We start from the raw sequence: 17,903 nt of genomic DNA, 5'->3' as shown, positions 1-17,903 counted from the left end.
AGGTGACCTTGGCTTCAAGCGGAAATAGGCCTGAAGTTAGCGCTTGGCAGGCAAAGGCTGCAGCGCTTTGAGCTTGCGCCGATATTCTTCGGTAATTCGACGAGCGTCGTCGCTGTTTGCAATGACTGTCGGCGTAATGAGCACGATCAGCTCCGTACGATCATGGGAGCGCGAGGTCGTCCCGAACAGATGTCCAAGCAAAGGAACGCGCCCTATTAGGGGAACGCGTGCATCGCCTTGAGAATCGTTTTGCTGGATCAATCCACCGAGCAGCACGGTCTGCCCGCTTTGCACGATCGCGTGCGTGCTGATTTGTCGTTGTTGGATGGTTGGGTTGCCATTAGCATTCGCCGCGGCCGTGGTATCCACGTTGCTCACTTGCTGCCCGACCGTCATGTACACGAGCCCGCCAGGATTTACGCGCGGCGTGACATCAAGAATGACGCCCGTGTCCTGATATTCCACGTTGCCAAGGGTCGCATTCGCGCTGCCGGACGTATCGATGTAGTTCTGCGTGATCGGAATTCGACTACCCACTTGCACATGAGCAGACTGCTTGTTGGCAACGATCACGGAAGGCGCAGAAAGTACACGTGTGTTGCCGCTGCTCTCCATCGCATGGAGCGCCACTTGCATGCGATGGTTGACGAAGGAATAGAAAAACGTGTCGCTGGGATTATAGGTGGCGCTCGCTTTTCCTACCGCAATTTGCCTTGGATTGGATGCCTGGCCGCTATCGGCAGCCTGACCCGCCAAGCCTTGGAGATACCACTGCACGCCAAACTGGAAATCGCCCGTCAGGCTCACTTCCAGTACACGCATCTCGATCTGCACTTGCATTGGCATCGCGTCGAGCCGATGGATAGCCGGCAACATGTCTTCCCACTGCTCAGGCGTTGCACGAACCAGCAGCTGATTGCCAGCATCCGCTGCGGTAATACGTACGCCGTTCGCAAGCGTCGCATTGGCCTTGCCCGCCCCTGCGACACCTGCCGCCTGAGGGGAAGACGGAGCCACCGTTCCGCCCGCGCTGCCGAAGGCGGGCGCATTGCTCCCTAACCCACCGACAGATCCATTCGCCGCACCTGGCCCCAAAGTCGCCACAGCGAGCCCGGGCCCGACGGCGCCACTTTTTTGAGGCGATGCGCCGCTACTCTCGCCGTAAATGTCGTTGAGATAGCCTGCGAGATCTTCCGCATCGATATGGCGCGCGTCATACACGTAGAGCTGTGCTCGATTGTCTTTGCCCCGGTCGATACGCTCGACCCAGTCTTGCACTTCTTCCAGGTAGTCGGGCTGCGTACTGATGGCGATCAACGTATTGGCCTGCTCCACGGAAACGAAACGCACCATGCCCGCCATCGGTGTATCCGCCTTAAGACCGAACAGCGTGTCCAGCTGACTCTGCAAAGCCCCCACATCGGTATGTTGCAGATTGAACACCGCCACGGACATTCCCTGCAGCCAGTTCACATCAAACGAATCGATGGCTTGCTGATAATTCTGCAACTCTTCGCTAGTACCCACGAGCGTCAGCAAATTGCGCTGATCGTCCACTTGCAAAAGTGCCTCTGACTTCGCAAAGGGCGCCAGCAGCTTTTGCATTTGCGACGCTGCAATGTAACGCAGGGGAAACAGGCGTACCTGCAAGCCCGATTGCGAGGTCGCATTCAAACGGGGCACAAGATTCCCGGCCAGCGCTTGCTTGGCGGGGAGCACCATATAGCCGTCACCTTTGCGAACCAGTGCGTTGTCGGTCCAGGACAGCAACAACTCCAACACGGAAAACGCTTGCGTTTGATCCACGGGTGCGGCCGTGGAAAAAGTGACGCGCCCATCCACCCCTGGCGCCATCGTGTACGGCACCTTCAATAAGTCGCCAAGAATCACCTGCACGACGGCCTGAATAGGCTGATCCTCGAAGCGAAAATTCACCTCGCCGCTCGCGTCTGAACGCACGCGTGGCTTGGCGAGACTGGAGGGATGAACAAACTGGCCAGTTCCTTTAGTCAACGCATGTGCCGCTTGCGCTTCGCCGGTAGGATGCAGCGCTGGCGCACCAACCGATAGCGGCATGGGGACAGGCTTGCCCACGCCGTCAAGCGCCTCTTGATACAAATTGTCTCCGCCGCGATGCGGCGCATACGCGCATGCACTCAAACAAAGCGCTACAACAGGAACAATACGTGATATGCGCACTGATCAACGGCCTCCTGCCGTGTCCGATGCCCCACTCCGCCGATGCATCACCACTTGCTTAAGTGATTCGAGTTTTGCCTGCCGCTCGCTGGTGTCGTCCATCGACGCGGACGACCCGCTGGCGGCCACATCGCCATCTCTCGTCATCATCGGCTCTTGTTGCGGCACTCGATTCACCGCTGCACCGGACACCACGTCGACTTTGTTGCTCGCCGTCTTGTCGCGAGAAGGAAAAATCAATTCCGCCGAATCGTTGCCTTTTCTGAACACCGCGCGACCGGCATCCAAAGTCGACAATGTCCATCCCTGATATGACGCACCTACCGATAGACGTTCTTGAATTTGTCGGTGAGCGTAATGGCCTTGGTATTCGCATCGACAACGAGGGTGGACGCATCACCCGGCGGCGGCACATAGACCGAGCCGGTGGCGGTGGGAATTTTTACGAACTTCTTGGTGCCGCTATCAAGACTCAGCGTGACGGCGTTGTCGACCAACTGATCCATCATCCAACTTGCCGACAGCGAGCCCACCACGGTGTTGGTGAGATTGGGCGTGGGCGAGGTGGAAAGGTCTTTCAGTACATAGGCCATCACGGCGGAAGGCACGGCGGATGTTGGATTGTCGGTGCCGAAGGCGAGATAGCTGTCGCTGTCGATCATGGCCGACATCATGTAGTTGTGGCGCCAGCCATTGCCCAGTTCGGTGGGTTGCGCGGTGTTGTTGGAGTTGTAGGAACGCGTAAGCGCGAGATTGAAGGGGAACTTGTCGGTGCCGACATCGATGTCTTGGTGGTCGTAGAGATACGCACCGGAGAACATGTCGATGGGTTCAGCTGTTACTGGAGAAGGCATAGACCACTGGCTGGTCGCCGCTGCCGAAAACATGGCGGTCAACGGGCTGGTGTAGGTGATTTGCGTGGCATAGCCGCCGTAATAGCCACCGGAAATCAGGTAGGCCATGGTGAAAATGTTGCCCGCACTGTTGAATTGGTAATAACCGCTGCCCGTCCAGCTAGCGACTTTGCGCGCACCGTTCTGCGGGATAAAAAGTTGACCGTTCGCTGGGTTGGCCTGCAGATAGGCGGCCATGGAGGCTTTGTCACCGGCGCTCCAGTTGGTCAATAGATTTTGTACCTGACTCCAATTGGCGTTGGTGGCCTCGATAAAACCGGTGCCATCTGTGTTGGCAAAGTCGAACATGCGCACGGTTGAAACGGCGGGGTTCTGTTGCAACTGATCGACGGCCGTCGATTCAAGCGTACTGTTGAACAGGTTAATGCCGATGATCGCGGCACGCATGTCGTCGGTCGCCATGCTGGCCTTGAAGGGGCTGGCACTATTGGTCTGCGCGGGAAAATCCACATAAGCCGCACCCGAATTGCCGGCAATGCCCATGGCCGCATGGCGTACGTCGATAAAGCCAAAGTAATCGCCGAAGAACTGCGTCGCGCGATCGGATTGACTAAGGTAGGCCGTGCCAATCGCCGCCAGACTTTCGCCCATTGCAGGTTCGGCGGTTTGGCCCGCTTGCGTAAAACGCTGAACCGCTTTTTGATGGCGCGTGAGCGTATCGCGCCCCAGTTCGCCCGCCACCAGCATCAGTGCATAGACACCTCCTGTTTTTACTTGCGGCCGAACGGTCCAGGTGGAGAAGTTGGCGCCTGCCGGATAGGGGTGCTGCACCGTCATCGACACGGTTTGCGTCGGCGCGGATGTCGCGTTGCCCGTCGCTAACGTGACGCCATCCAGCGCGAGCACGGGTTGCGAAGAAGCGTTGTAAGTGAGGGTGAGACGTTTGCCGGCGATCTGGCTGGCATACACGTTTACGCTGAACGCGGCACCGGAGCCGTCCGCGTTGTTCGATACCGCAACGGTGTAAACCGTTTCGAAGGAACTCGGCAACGCGCTGTAAAGCGTTCCCGTTGCTGGAAAGGTAGAACCGTAATAGTCGCTGGTGATGTCCCGCCCACCGTAAATCTGTTTGCTCGAACTGGAAGGCTGATTGGCCTTCAGGTAGTTCGCCAAGTTGCCCGAATAGGCATTGAGCTGACTGGTGAGCTGAGCGCGGCTGAAGCCTTTGACCGAATTGACGCCTGCCGGCATGCCCGGGATAGCCGTTGCGCCGCCCGCCACGGCAGCAAGCAAGTTGCTGCGCGAATAGCCCATGGCCTGGCCCAGATCGATAGGCTTGTAGGCGGCGTACGACTTAAACGATGGGTCCAACTCATACCGCAATCCGTTGGAGACAGCTTCGGTCCAAACCATGTTGATGGTGGTGTTGGTGGCATCGAGGTTGCCGGAGAAACCACCATTGCCAAGCGCTGTGGACACCGCGGCAACGCTGTTTTCGACGCCCAGCAAGTTGGCCATGGCGCTGGTGGGCACGGTCACCGCACCGTAGCGGAAATTGGCGCTTATGCACGACTGCCGCAGCAATTCCACGAACAGCGTGTTTTGATCAATGCCGTTGCCGCGTCGATCCAGATACGTACCCAACGCGCCCTTCTTCGATCCCCAGGTGGGCGAGTAGTCGACGTTGTAATAGACGTATTCGTAGATCAGTCCGAGGTTGTATTCCAACGCACGCGCGAGCGCGGCAATTTCCGGTTCTGCCGCAGGCGGGGTACACGTAAGAGTAGGCAGTGGCGCCGCCACCGTAGCGGGTGCGTAACTCGCGCTGCCGGCTGCAATAACCATGACAGCTGTGGCTGCCAACGCTTGACGCGTCTTCCGTAGAAACGAGCGCATGAGATGCTTACCTTCCTGGTAGATGGCCGTACGACGACGTAGACCAATGCATGGAGATAACTTTGTGCGTGGCGCGCGAGCTTCACGCGCAGCACTGGTATTACTGAATGACGGCGTTGCTGACGGCGGAGCCGGATGATTGACTTGCGCTCGACGTCTTTATGGCGGCCTTGCCTCGGTCGATTGCGAAGTCGGCGCGCGGAAATCCAAGCGGTGTCGTGGTGGTGGTGGGTAGGGCATGGCCGAGCGTTGGCCGCTCCAACGGGTTGGCCAAAACTTCGCCGTTGACGCCAGACAACGATGGCTGTGCTTCGGCCGAACCGACACTTGGCACGTTGCGCCGCACTGGTACGCTGCTTGGAAGCACAGCGCGACTCGCTTGAAATCGCTGCCCTTCGTCGAGCCCCACGAGCGGCATGCTCAGCTGGGATGGCGGCATAGGTGTTGCAATCGACACCGGCTGTGACGCCACCGGTTGGGACTTCATGTTTTGCGCTTTCACGCCCGGGATGACCACTGCAAAAACGACTGCAAGCAAGACCGTCGGCGCCTTCGAAAAATAGGTATTCATCGTGCAATTCCGTTGCGTAGAGTGTTACGTCCAGACTGCTGTATTTAATAAGTGCTGGCTTGAATACGGTTGCCCGCTGCGTCGTAGCTGTATGTCGCCGTATTTGCTGGATAGGTCTCCTGGATCAGGCGCCCCAGACTGTCGTACTGATAGCTCACCGCCAACGACCCAGCGGTTTGTATTTGGGCGCCTCGCCCAATTTGAGACGGCGACGCAAGCATGGACTGAAGCTGTCCGGACAACGCGTACGCCTGAGAACCCATTGCGAATATCGCCGCAAGAGCCAAAGCGATCGTTGCCGCCAACCGTGTTTTCATGTGCCCGCTCCGTTGTTTTGAGGATGGCTGCGTTCTCGTGGCGCCTACCATTTCAACGATGCTGAAAGATTCGTGCGCCCGCGTGCATCCGTAGAAAGTACGGTGAACGACAGAAAGCGGCGTTTTCTTACAATGTTTTCGTCGCACTCCTCACACGACTCGCGCTCCGCAGGCCGTTCGACACATCAATCCCGCAAAATGAGCGACAGCTGCCTGTTAAAGAGCGTTTTTGGAATACAGCGCAGATAACCGAGATAGATGGCCTTTTCGATCAAAGCAGCCTTGCCCGCGCACATAAATTTTTGACGAAGCGCATCGATATGACCTTCGACAGTGCGCACCGATATCCGGAAGATCTCAGCGATCCGATTGGCCGATTGGCCGCGAATCAGAAAAAAAAGAACTTCCGACTCGCGTGTCGTCAATGTGGCGGATTCACCTACGCCATCGCCTACGCAATAGCTACCTCGCGCTACTTCACCTGACTTCAGGTCGCCGCTATAAATACGACCAAGTAACGAGCTCAGCTCAATTGTCATCGGCGCCGTGATGTCTTGACCATGAAAGCTGATGCCGATCGCCTTGCCACTCCGATTGCGGAACGGTCGCTTTGTCGTCAGGAAAGCGCGCCATTGTCCATCGGCAAAAGGATGTACGTTCAACACGCGCAGTGATTTACCGCCAAGAACGACCTCCTTATCCTGTTCCCGAAATGTCGCGGCACAGGCAACCGTGCCACACGGCATGTCGAAGTCCGTCTTCCCGGTGACGTCCCGATGGTGCTTCATGCCGATGATCCTGCCGAACTCCGGATTGGCATATAAAAAAATCGAATCGGAATTCTTACATCCCCAATAGCCTTGCTGACCCTCAAACATCGTGTGAAGCTGCGCTTCGATATCGCGCAGTGCGTCCACATCCATCATTGTCATGAACGCACCCGAATGCCATTGACGTGATCGGCAATGGAAAACGAGTTCGAAAAGTTCAGCTCAGTCATCAATTTCCACAAATTCACGGAACGACCTCTGGTAGTCGCGCGCGTCGCGCACATTGCATTTCTCCCCTGTCACTTCCATAAAAGGCGTACCTGTAAACGCTGCCAAATCATCAGGCGTTTAGAGAACCGACTCAGGGAGAATGTGCGTGTAGGGCATTTCTAATGCTTAAAGCAAAGGAACCACCCCTTCAATGTCGCGGATGCGGAACCTCGACTTTGAACCCGCCAAGTTCATGATTGCCACTACGATGGGCTACCATGCACCAATTCTTGCCACCGATGGGGAGTCGCATGCACGGATTGAGTCAGCGCATCGTCGATTACATCGCCGAATTGATGCCGTTGTACACGTTTCAATTTGCCGACGGTCACGATTGCGCGTTGTCGTTGGTCGATGGGACGCTGCTGATGCCGGTCAACGAATCCGGCGCGGAACGCGAAGAAGGATGGGTGGCGGTGTTGTGGCAAGGCGATGCGCATCGTCGTTCGGAAGTGCCCGGCCCCTTGTTCGCTTATCAAGCTGCATTGCGTTGCGCCGAACTTCACGGCATCGGGCGGACGCCGGCGGAGGTCGGCGCGCATCGGCATATTCTATTAACTCGCCTTAGCGATATCTGCGGCGAACTTACGCATATCGAATTGGCGACGCGGCTTTAACGCTTTTGGACGGCTATTTCGACGGTATTTCGTCGAAAGTTCGAACGAATTGGCATCGCGCAACGCACGCAAAGTCTTTCGTTTCGCGCGTCGATCTCTTTGCGAAAAGCCCTTGGCGAAATGCGTTTTATGACAAGCCGTAGGTGAGTCGATTGGAACGGCTTTCGCCGCTGTTTCCCCGCTATCTCTAACGCATTGATTTTCGATCACGATCCGCTTCTCAAATCGCCGCCGTCGATTGCGACACGCGCCCAATGCGCTTTTGCTAACGCGTCTACATTTCATACTGAAAATACCGCATCGACTTGCTCACATGGCGCGCAACGCAAGTTTTCGTGATGGCATTTTCTTTTAAAGAATTTCCGAGCAAATTGGCTCTTTAGTCATTGGCGATTTCTTCATAAAACCTTTATGGGTCGCGCACTCCCCCATAACGGCGCGATCCCGGTGGCTCTCCAAACCAGGGAAGGAATAAGCATGCGTGTCCCCACACCCAAGCAGACAGGGAGGAATTGTCGTGAACGCTCGACATCAAAATCTGACTATGGCCATTCGCATGGCCATGGCGCTGGGAGGTTGTGTCTTGGCGACGGTGGCCAAAGGCCAAACGGCAAACACCGCACCAACTCCAGCACCAACCGCAACGCAAACAACGACGTCATCCAACGCAACGCAGACCACGACCGCGCAAACAACTAACGCGCAAACCGCCGCGCCTGCACCGCAGAAAACCGTCACTTTGCAAGGCATCACGGTAACCGGCTCGATGATCCGCAGCGTGGATGTGGAAACCGCGCAGCCGGTAACGGAACTCACGCATCAGGCGCTGCAAGAACAAGGCTTCGTCAGCGTCGGGCAAATTTTGCAGAACGTGTCGTCGGTCGGTTCGGCCGGCACCAGCAATCAGAGCACGCTCGGCAATATCGTGGGCCAGTACGTGAGTCTGCGCGGACTCGGTGCGCCACGCACGCTGGTACTGGTCGACGGTCAGCGATGGACCACAGATATCTTCGGCCAAACCGATCTCAGCACGATTCCCAGCTCGATTATCGATCGCGTGGAAATTCTGCAGGACGGCGCGTCGGCGATTTACGGTTCCGATGCGATTTCCGGCGTCGTCAACATCATTACGAAAAAGGATTTCGACGGCGTGCAGCTGGATACCTACAACAGTGTGTATTCGCCTGGCGGCGACGGCAGAACCGGTCAATTCAGTTTGACCGGCGGGAAGAAATTTTCCCGCGGATCGATCCTGTTGAACATGACGTTCCAGAATACGAACGCATTGAATGCGGACGATCGCGCTTACAGCAAATACGGCTATTTCAGCTTTGGGCCGAATTATCCGCAGAGCATGCAGCAATCGCCTTTCGGCACGATCACCGGCGCGCTCAATCCGGCGACCGGCTTGCCGGAAAGCTTGCCGCAATTGGCCAACGGCCCGCTCACCGTCAACATGGGCCAGAACGGGTTGAATATCGCCAACTACCACGTCAATACGTTTGGCGCGCAATATCCCTCGCCGTATTTCAACAACGACTACGCCAATTCGGCGTTTCTCGAAACGCTGGTGCCGAACAATCGCCTGAAATCCTATTTACTCAAGGGCGATTACAAGGTGACTGATCACATCACCGCCAGCCTGATCGGCACGTACAACACGGCCGACTCCACCGTGGGCATCGGCGGTTATCCGCTAAGTTCGTTGACGCCTGCCAACGGCGCACATCTCGCGCAAGCGCTGGGACTGCCAGCAGGGACTTTCCCGGCGACCTATTTCCCAACGCTGTCGCCGAACAGCTATTACAACCCGTTGCCGGGAAACAGCCTGCAGTTCAACCTGCCGCTGCAGTATCCCAACCGCGTGGTTGACAACAACATCAAGCAATACGGTTGGCGCGCAGGCCTGGACGGCGATTTTGCGTTGGGCGAACGGCAGTTCAGTTGGGACGTGGGTTACAGCGACTATCGCTATACCCAGTCGAGTTTCGGGCCGGGCAATCTCAACATGGTGAACGTGTACAACGCCGTCGGGCCTTCTTTCCTGGGACCGAACGGCGTGGTGGAGTGCGGCACGCCGGGTCACGTGATCGCCGGTTGCGTTCCGCTCAATCCGTTCTCGGGTTCGGGTGGCCTCACGCCGGCCGAGATCAACTACCTCAACATCGTCGCAGGCACGCGTTCGTACAGTCAGATGAAGATCGTCAGCGCCGATCTGACCGGCGATATGTTCACGTTCCCGCAGTCGCTGGGCAGCGGCGACGCGACGTTCGCGATTGGCGCGGATCATCGCGGCGTGTCTGGCGGCGCCACGCCGGACGAATTCACGCAACTGGGGCTCAATACCAATCTGCAGCAAAATCCCGGACGCGGCGCCTACGGACTCAACGAGGCGTATCTGGAAGTCAACTTGCCGGTGTTGAAGGATATGCCGGGCGCACAGTTGTTGAACTTCGATCTTGCGCATCGCTTCTCGCGCTACAGCAACTTCGGCAACACCAACAACAACCAGTTCAAGCTCTCGTGGCAGCCGATCACCGATCTGCTGGTTCGCGCCAGCTACGGCACAGGTTTCCGCGCGCCGGCCATCGCGAACTTGTACGGCGGCACGATGCAGAGCTTCACGACCTACACCGATCCGTGCGACGCGAATTTCGGTTTGACCGGCAACGCCACGGTGAAGCAACGTTGCTTGAACGGCTTTGCGGGTCTGCCTGCGTTACCTGCGGGCTTCACGCAACTGACGGCCAACGGTTCGCCGATTCCGAACCCGAACTTCACCAGCACCACGCCGTACTTCACCGGCGCGAATGCGGCGCTGAAACCGGAAACGTCGCGGACGTATACGGCGGGCTTCGTCTACAGTCCGCACTATGTGAGCGGCCTGAACATCACGGCCGACTGGTACCGCATCCGGATCGCCAATGTCATTACGCTGCCGACCGCCAGCAGCATTCTCGACAACTGCTACCTGCTGGGCGATGCGCAGCAATGCACGCAGTTCCAGCGATCCACTGCGTCGGGACCGACGTACGGCCAAGTGATCAATCTGCTGCAGGCGTTGGTCAATCAAGGCTTCGTGGAGGAACGCGGCGAAGATCTGAGCTTGAGCTATCTGTTCCCGGAGACGCCTGTGGGACAGTTCAAGTTCGACTCGAACAGCACGTACATCCATTCGGTGAAGGAGCAAATCACGCCGAACGGACCGGTGATCTCCAACACGCTGGGTTCGTACGACACCGTGCTCGGTCCGATCTGGCGCTTCCGCTCCACGGTCAACATCAACTGGAAGTACAAAAACTTCGGCGCGACCTGGACGCTTCGCTATTACTCGTCGCTATCGGAGCCGTGCATTCCACCTAATCCGGCGTTGAACGAAGTCTTCCCCTGCAACAATCCCAACAAGGACCTCGTCAACTCGCCGACAGGATTGAACACGCAAGGCGGTCTTGCGTTCAACGACCTGCAAGTGAATTGGGATGCACCGTGGCACGGACGCATCGCCGTGGGCGCGACGGATGTTTTCAATCGCAAGGCGCCACTGTCGTACACCGGCGTGTTTAGCGTGGCCGGCCCGCTTGGCCCGACGGGAACCGACGGCTACAGCCAGTTCCCCTACAACCCGCAATACGACATCGGTCGCGTGATATATCTCAAGTACGAGCAGAAATTCTTCTAAGTGATCGCACCGCCACTTTCTCCCTTGCTTGCAAGGGAGAAAGTGCCGTCACGATGGTCGCGTCAACACAGGCTGGCTTCCGCCTTTGCGCACTTTGCGGCGCGCGCGCCATGCCGCCCAACGTTCGCTTAGGCAAGAGAAGATCACGTAGAGCGCAGGCGTGCTGAGCAGCGTCAAGCTCTGCGAAATCAGCAAACCGCCGATCAGCGCGATACCAAGCGGACGACGCAAGTCGGAGCCTTCGCCAAGACCGATCGCGATCGGCAATGCAGCGAGAATGGCCACCATCGTCGTCATCATGATCGGGCGGAAACGCACCAAACTCGCTTCGCGCGCCGCTTCCAGCGGCGACTTGCCGTGCTCGCGCTGCGCGACCAGGGCGAAGTCGATCATCATGATCGCGTTTTTTTTCACGATGCCGATCAGCAACACCAGGGCGATTTGCGCGATCACCGAAAGTTCGGTGTTAGTGAACCACAAGGCGAGCAAGGCGCCGACGCCTGCTGCGGGCAGCGTGGAAAGAATGGTGACGGGGTGAATTAGGCTTTCGTAAAGAATGCCCAATACGATGTAGACCGTAATGATCGCACCGAGCAGCAGGAACAACATGCCGCTCTGCGATTGCTGGAAGCGGCGGAAGTCGCCGCCGATATCGAGCTTGATATCGCCCGGCATGCGCATGTTGTTGGCGGTGGCCTGCACGATCTGCAATGCCTCGCCCATGCTGATGCCCGGCGCGAGATTGAAGCTCAGGCTCATGGTGGTGTATTGATTCGTGTGCGACACCTGCGTGGGCGCAAGCCCCGGCTCCTGATGCGCGAAGGCGGAGACGCGCACCATATTGCCGTTGGTCGAACGCACCAGTAGATCGTCGATGGATCGCGGCGTGGCGGTTTGTCCAGGGATCGCGTTCACCACCACTTTGTACTGGTTGAGATCCGAGTAGATCGTACTCACCTGCCGCTGACCGAACGAATCGTAGATCACCGAATCGATGGTGCCGACATTCACGCCCAGCGCCGCGGCCTTGTCGCGATCGATCACGACGTTCTGTTGCAGCCCGGCGTCGTCCAGATCGCTGCCGACATCGCGCAGCTTGGGATTCTTGCGCAACTCGTCGACCAGCTTGGGCAGCCACAACGTCAGCTTGTTGTTGTCGTCGCTCTGCAGCGAAATTTCGTATTGCGCGCCCTGGCCGGTACCGCCGCCACCGAAACTTGGCAAATCCTGAATGGCGCGCAGTCGTACATTGAGATCGGGATACTTCGCCGCTTTCTTGCTCAACCGCGTCAGCGCGGTGAACGTGTCGTCCTTGCGGCCTTCCGCATGCGTCTTGAGCTGAATATCGAAGGTGCCCGCAGCGCCCTGTCGCGTGCTGCCCAAACGCGAACCCACAACCTTGACATCGCGATCGTGCAATAGCATGTCGATCAGACGCTGTTGGCGATTGACCGAATCCTGGAAGGAAACGGTCGCGCCCGACGTCGCGCGTCCGCGTATCAATCCGGTGTCTTGCGCGGGGAACAGGCTGGTTTTGATTTGGCCGGACATCGCGATCAGCACGGTGAGGCCAATCAGGAACAGCGGCGTAAGCGAGAACAGCAATGCGTGATGTAGCGAGAAATCCAACAACGCCGCGTAGGTCTTCTGCATGCTTTCCTGCATGCGTTCGAGCGTGCGACTCAGCTTCGACGGCTCTTTTTCTTCGTCGTGCCCTTTGAGAAAAAGTCCGCACAGCGACGGCGTCAGGGTTAGCGATACCAGCGCCGATACGACAATGGCCGCCACCAGCGTCAAGGTAAATTCCTTGAAGAACATGCCGGTGATGCCGCCCATAAACAGCAACGGAATAAACACGGCGACCAGCGATGCGGTAATCGACACGATGGTGAAGCCGATTTCGCGCGCACCCGTCAACGCCGCTTGCATGCGCGACATGCCCTGGTCGATATGGCGAATGACGTTTTCGATCACCACGATCGCGTCGTCCACCACAAAGCCGATCGCCACCACCAGGGCGAGCAAGGTGAGGTTGTTCAAGGTGAAATGCAGCGCGTACATGATCGTCGCCGCGCCGGCGAGCGAGAGCGGCACGGCCGCCGCCGCGATCAAGGTCGGCGCGAGGCGACGCAGGAACAGCGCCATCACCATCACCACCATCGCCAGACTGATCAGCAGGGTGGCTTGAACCTCGTGCAACGACGCGCGAATGGTCGGCGTGCCGTCGAAATACGGTATGAGTTTCGTGCCGGGTTGCAGAAAGCTTTGCAACAGCGGCACTTCCGCCTTCACCCGATCCGTGGTGCCGATGATGTTGGCGTCCGATTGCTTGTAGACGTACATCAGGATCGCCGGCTTGCCCTGGAACCAGGCCGCCTGATACGCATCCTGTTGACCGTCGTAGACCTTGGCGATGTCCCTCAATCGCACCGGCACGCCCTTGCCGTTGGTGGAAATCACCAGATCGGCGAAATCGGCCGCGTCGTGCAGCGCGTCGTTCGCCTGCACCGCCATGGTGGTCTTGCCGTCGGTCAGGAATCCCTGCGGTTCGAACACATTGGCCGCGGTCAGCGCATTGCGCAGCTGATCGGGCGAAATGCCCATGGCGTTGAGCGCGCGCAAATTCACATCGACGCGCACGGCTGGCGTGGCGGCGCCGGTGATATCCACTTCCGACACGCCTTTGAGCTGACGCAGGCGCTGCGCTAACAGCGAATCGGCGACGTCGTACAGATCGCGCGCCGATTGCGTTTCGGAGGTCAACGCAAAGACGATGATCGGATCGTCGTTCGGGTTGGCTTTTTCGTAACTGGGCGGACTGTTGAGACCCGACGGAAGATCCGCTTGCGCGGCATTGATCGCGGCTTGCACATCGCGCGCAGCGTCGTCGATGTTGCGCCCGCTATCCATCATCAAAAAAATCTGCGTACTGCCCAACGAACTGGACGAACGCATGGTGTCGATGCCCGGCACCTGACCCAGATGACGCTCCAGCGGCGCCGCCACCGTGCCCGCCATGGTTTCGGCGCTGGCGCCTGCCTGGCTGGCGCTGACGAAAATCACGGGAAACTGCATGTCCGGCAACGCGGATACGCCCAACAGCAAGTAGCAGATCACACCGATGACGAAGGCGCCCATCGCCAACAGAGAAGTGCCGATGGGACGTCGAATGAAAGCCGCGGAAATATTCATGCTTGAAACAACGTGCGAGCTGCGGATTGGTTGAGGCTGTCGCTCCCTCTCCCCTCCGGGGAGAGGGTTGGGGTGAGGGGTCGGCCTTGCGAGAATGCAAGTAAATCAAATTTCGCGCTGCAAGACGCAACTCCGCCAGCGCAGCCCCTCACCTCAGCCCTCTCCCCGGAGGGGAGAGGAGGCAACTGCCGGCCATCCCTTCATGTCATGTCGCGCCGCGTGCGGCGTGACGAAGCGCTCGCCGCTCTCGTCGCTCGCGCAGCCAATCGGAGAACCGTTCCATATAGAGATAAATCACCGGCGTGGTGTAAAGCGTCACCAGCTGCGAAAGCAACAGACCGCCGACGATCGACACGCCAAGCGGACGGCGCAATTCCGAACCGATGCCGGTACCCAAGGCGAGCGGCAATGCGCCGAGCATGGCCGCCGCAGTGGTCATCATGATCGGGCGGAAACGCAGCAGGCACGCGCGGCGAATCGCGTCGCGCGGCTTCATACCGGTGCGCTGCGCCTCGATCGCGAAGTCGATCATCATGATCGCGTTCTTTTTCACGATACCGATCAGCAACACGATGCCCACGATGCCGTCCACCGACAGGCTCATGTTGCAAAGGATCAGTGCGAGTAACGCACCCACGCCGGCCGGCGGCAAGGTCGAGATGATCGTGATGGGATGGATGTAGCTTTCGTACAGCACGCCTAGCACGATGTAGATCACGATGATCGAGGCGAGCAGCAGCAACGCTTCGTTACTCAGCGACGACGAGAACTCAGCTGCCTTGCCGATGAACTGACCGCGCACTTGCGGTGGAAGGTTGAGCTGCTTTTCGACCGTATTGATCGCATCTACCGCTTCGGAGAGTGAATAACCCGGCGCCAGGTTGAACGACACCGTCACCGCCTGCAGCTGCTGTTGGTGACTGATCACCAGCGGCGAGGTCGTCACTTCCGCATTCACCAGCGACGCCAACGGAATCGCACCGCCCGCACCGATGATGATGCCGGTGTTGGCCGTGGCGATGCCGGTGGTGGTGGACGAGTTGCTCGACGTCGCCTGTCCGAACGTGGTGGCGTTGCTGCCCGTCAACGCGCCGCTGCCGTTGCTCTTGACGGTGAGCTGATTGAGCAGCGCGGTGCTGGTGCGGAATTGCGGTTCCACTTCAAGCACCACGCGATACTGATTGAGCTGCGTGAAGATGGTGGAGATCTGACGCTGACCGAACGAGTCGTACAGCGTGTCGTCGATGGTCTGCACCGGCACGCCGAGCGTGCTGGATTTGTCGCGATCGATGGTGAGCTTGAGCGCCGTACCTTGATCGGCCAGATTGTTGTCCACGTCCGCGAGCTCAGGACGCTGACGCAACGCCTGCGTCATCTGCAAGGCGTACTGCGACAACTCGGGTCCGTTCACGTCGGACATCGAGTACTGATACTCGGTGGCCGCCACGCGCGTATCCAGGGTCACGTCCTGCACGGGTTTCAGATACAGCTCCACGCCCGGAATATTGGCCGCGGCGTTCTGCAAACTCTGCACGACTTCGTCCAAGCTGCCGCGCTTGCTGCGATCCTTCAGCACGATGCTGAGCTGGCCTTGGTTAAGCGTGGGGTTGATGGTGCCGGCGCCGATAAAGGCCGCGACACCGGCCACGTTCGGATCCTTCTGCAACGCATCGGCGACAGCCTTGGTGCGCTGCTCCATCTGCGGGAACGCCACGTTCTGATCGGCCTGCACCACGCCGGTGACCAGGCCCGTGTCCTGTTCGGGCAACAGGCCTTTGGGAATGACGATGTACAGGAACACGGTGACGACCACGGCGATAAACGCGACCGCGATCATGGTGCGCTGATGATCAAGCACCCAATCAAGCGTGCCTTCGTAGATCGCGACGGTGCGCGCCCACACCGTGCGCTTGCCCGCCGCGGCGTGACGCTCGTGCGCGTCGTCGCCTTCGGGCAGCGCATCGGGACGCAGCAGGTACGCGCACATCATCGGCGTGAGCGTCAACGACACCAGCATCGAGATCACCACGGCCGTGGCGAGCACCCATGCGAATTCGTGGAACAGGCGGCCGGTGACGCCGGGCATCAGCAACAGCGGCAGGAACACGGCGATCAACGACACCGTCAACGACAACACGGTGAAGCCGATTTCCTTCGCACCGATCTCCGCGGCTTCTTTCCCTTCCTTACCTTGCTCGATGTAGCGCACGATGTTTTCGATCATCACGATCGCATCGTCCACTACGAAGCCGGTCGCAACGGTCAACGCCATCAGCGACAAGTTGTCCAGCGACATGCCGGCGAACGACATCACGCCGAACGTGCCGAGCAGCGACAGGGGCACCGCGACCGACGGAATGATCGTGGCCCACAGGCGGCGCAAGAACACGAAGATCACCGCCACCACCAGCGCGATGGTCAGCAACAGGGTGAACTGCACGTCTTCCACCGACGCGCGAATGGTGACGGTGCGGTCGGCGAATACATCCAGATGCACGTCCGCCGGCAACACACTGCGCAGCTGCGGCAAGATGTCGCGGATGGACTGCACCGTCTGCACGATATTCGCGCCCGGCTGGCGACGGATATCCAACAACACCGCCGGCTTGCCGTTCGCCCACGCCGCGAGCTGATCGTTCTCGACGCCGTCGACCACCTTCGCCACGTCGGCCAAACGCACCGGCGCGCCGTTGTTGCTGTTGTAGGAAATGATGGTGTTCTTGTATTCCGCCGCGGTGACGAGCTGGTCGTTGGTGGAAATGGTGTACGACTGTGAGACGCCGTTGAGCGTGCCTTTGGGCGCATTTACGTTGGCCTCGGTCAACGCATTGCGCACGTCTTCCATGGTGAGGCCCAGGTTGGCGAGCTGCGCCGGATTCACCTGAATACGCACGGCCGGACGCACGTTGCCGGCGATCGACACCAGACCCACGCCCTGCACCTGCGACAACTTCTGCGCGAGGATCGAATCGGCCAGATCGTTCACGTCGCGCAGCTGGCGGCTGTTGGATGTGAGCATCAGCGTCATGATCGGCGCGTCCGCCGGATTCACGCGGTTGTACACCGGCGGATACGGCAGCGTGCTAGGCAGCGTGCCGCGCGCCTGATTGATCGCCGCTTGCACGTCTTGCGCGGCGATATCGATGTCGCGGTCCATATTGAACTGCAACACGATGGTCGACAGACCTGCCGACGAGTCGGACGTCATCATGTCCAGACCGGAAATCTGACCCAGGTTGCGCTCCAGCGGCGTTGTCACCAACGACGCCATGGTCGACGCGCTGGCGCCCGGATACGTGGTGGTGACCACCAGGCTGGGCGCTTCGATTTCCGGCAGCGCGGATACGGGCAGCTGGCGATAGCCGAGCACGCCGAGCAACATCACCGCCACCATCAACAGTGCGGTGGCGATGGGTCGGCGGATAAAGAGCGAGGAGAATCCCATCGGAGAGCCGTCTTAATGGTGGGGACGCGGGACCGAGGACGTGGCGCGGACGGACAACGTCGCCCACACACCGCGACGCATCGTCGGTGTGTG

10 protein-coding genes are annotated in these 17,903 nt (G+C 58.8%); 2 read left to right on the top strand and 8 right to left on the bottom strand.

Going from position 1 to position 17,903, the window contains the following annotated elements; all coding sequences use genetic code 11:
• Window positions 1-36: 36 nt before the first annotated feature.
• The 6 genes from gspD to L0U79_RS04885 all read right to left on the bottom strand — a co-directional run bounded on the left by gspD (window position 37) and on the right by L0U79_RS04885 (window position 6,769).
• Window positions 37-2,094 (bottom strand): type II secretion system secretin GspD, encoded by a 2,058-nt coding sequence (gene gspD / locus L0U79_RS04910; RefSeq protein WP_233840763.1) that lies wholly within the window; start codon window positions 2,092-2,094, stop codon window positions 37-39.
• A 108-nt stretch (window positions 2,095-2,202) separates the two neighbouring features.
• The gene (locus tag L0U79_RS04905; protein WP_233840762.1) at window positions 2,203-2,496 is read right to left on the bottom strand and encodes a hypothetical protein; all 294 of its coding nucleotides are present in this window, start codon (window positions 2,494-2,496) and stop codon (window positions 2,203-2,205) included.
• 23 nt (window positions 2,497-2,519) lie between these two features.
• Window positions 2,520-4,898 carry a DUF6531 domain-containing protein gene (locus L0U79_RS04900; protein WP_233840761.1) on the bottom strand — a complete coding sequence of 793 codons (2,379 nt, stop codon included), beginning with the start codon at window positions 4,896-4,898 and terminating at the stop codon, window positions 2,520-2,522.
• Between the two features lie 151 nt (window positions 4,899-5,049).
• Window positions 5,050-5,520, bottom strand: a complete 471-nt coding sequence (locus L0U79_RS04895) for a hypothetical protein (protein WP_233840760.1) — start codon at window positions 5,518-5,520, stop codon at window positions 5,050-5,052.
• Between the two features lie 44 nt (window positions 5,521-5,564).
• On the bottom strand, window positions 5,565-5,837 hold the full coding sequence (locus L0U79_RS04890; protein ID WP_233840759.1) for an RHS repeat domain-containing protein: 273 nt from the start codon (window positions 5,835-5,837) through the stop codon (window positions 5,565-5,567).
• A gap of 185 nt (window positions 5,838-6,022) precedes the next feature.
• The gene (locus tag L0U79_RS04885; RefSeq protein WP_233840758.1) at window positions 6,023-6,769 is read right to left on the bottom strand and encodes a helix-turn-helix transcriptional regulator; all 747 of its coding nucleotides are present in this window, start codon (window positions 6,767-6,769) and stop codon (window positions 6,023-6,025) included.
• A gap of 326 nt (window positions 6,770-7,095) precedes the next feature.
• On the opposite strand from L0U79_RS04885, the gene L0U79_RS04880 reads away from it, so the two are divergent.
• Together L0U79_RS04880 and L0U79_RS04875 are read left to right on the top strand one after the other, a co-directional pair.
• On the top strand, window positions 7,096-7,494 hold the full coding sequence (locus tag L0U79_RS04880; RefSeq protein WP_233840757.1) for a hypothetical protein: 399 nt from the start codon (window positions 7,096-7,098) through the stop codon (window positions 7,492-7,494).
• A gap of 517 nt (window positions 7,495-8,011) precedes the next feature.
• Complete coding sequence (locus tag L0U79_RS04875) at window positions 8,012-11,173, top strand: TonB-dependent receptor (protein ID WP_233840756.1); 3,162 nt, start codon at window positions 8,012-8,014, stop codon at window positions 11,171-11,173.
• A 48-nt stretch (window positions 11,174-11,221) separates the two neighbouring features.
• Here the strand turns inward: L0U79_RS04875 and L0U79_RS04870 are convergent, their stop codons facing one another.
• Complete coding sequence (locus L0U79_RS04870) at window positions 11,222-14,365, bottom strand: efflux RND transporter permease subunit (RefSeq protein WP_233840755.1); 3,144 nt, start codon at window positions 14,363-14,365, stop codon at window positions 11,222-11,224.
• 205 nt (window positions 14,366-14,570) lie between these two features.
• Window positions 14,571-17,810, bottom strand: a complete 3,240-nt coding sequence (locus L0U79_RS04865; RefSeq protein WP_233840754.1) for an efflux RND transporter permease subunit — start codon at window positions 17,808-17,810, stop codon at window positions 14,571-14,573.
• Window positions 17,811-17,903 lie beyond the last annotated feature (93 nt).

Origin of the sequence: Dyella sp. 2HG41-7 (assembly GCF_021390675.1) — a bacterium.
GTDB lineage: Bacteria > Pseudomonadota > Gammaproteobacteria > Xanthomonadales > Rhodanobacteraceae > Dyella_B.
Note: the sequence above shows the minus strand (reverse complement) of the source record. Positions and strands in the feature narration are given on the sequence as shown.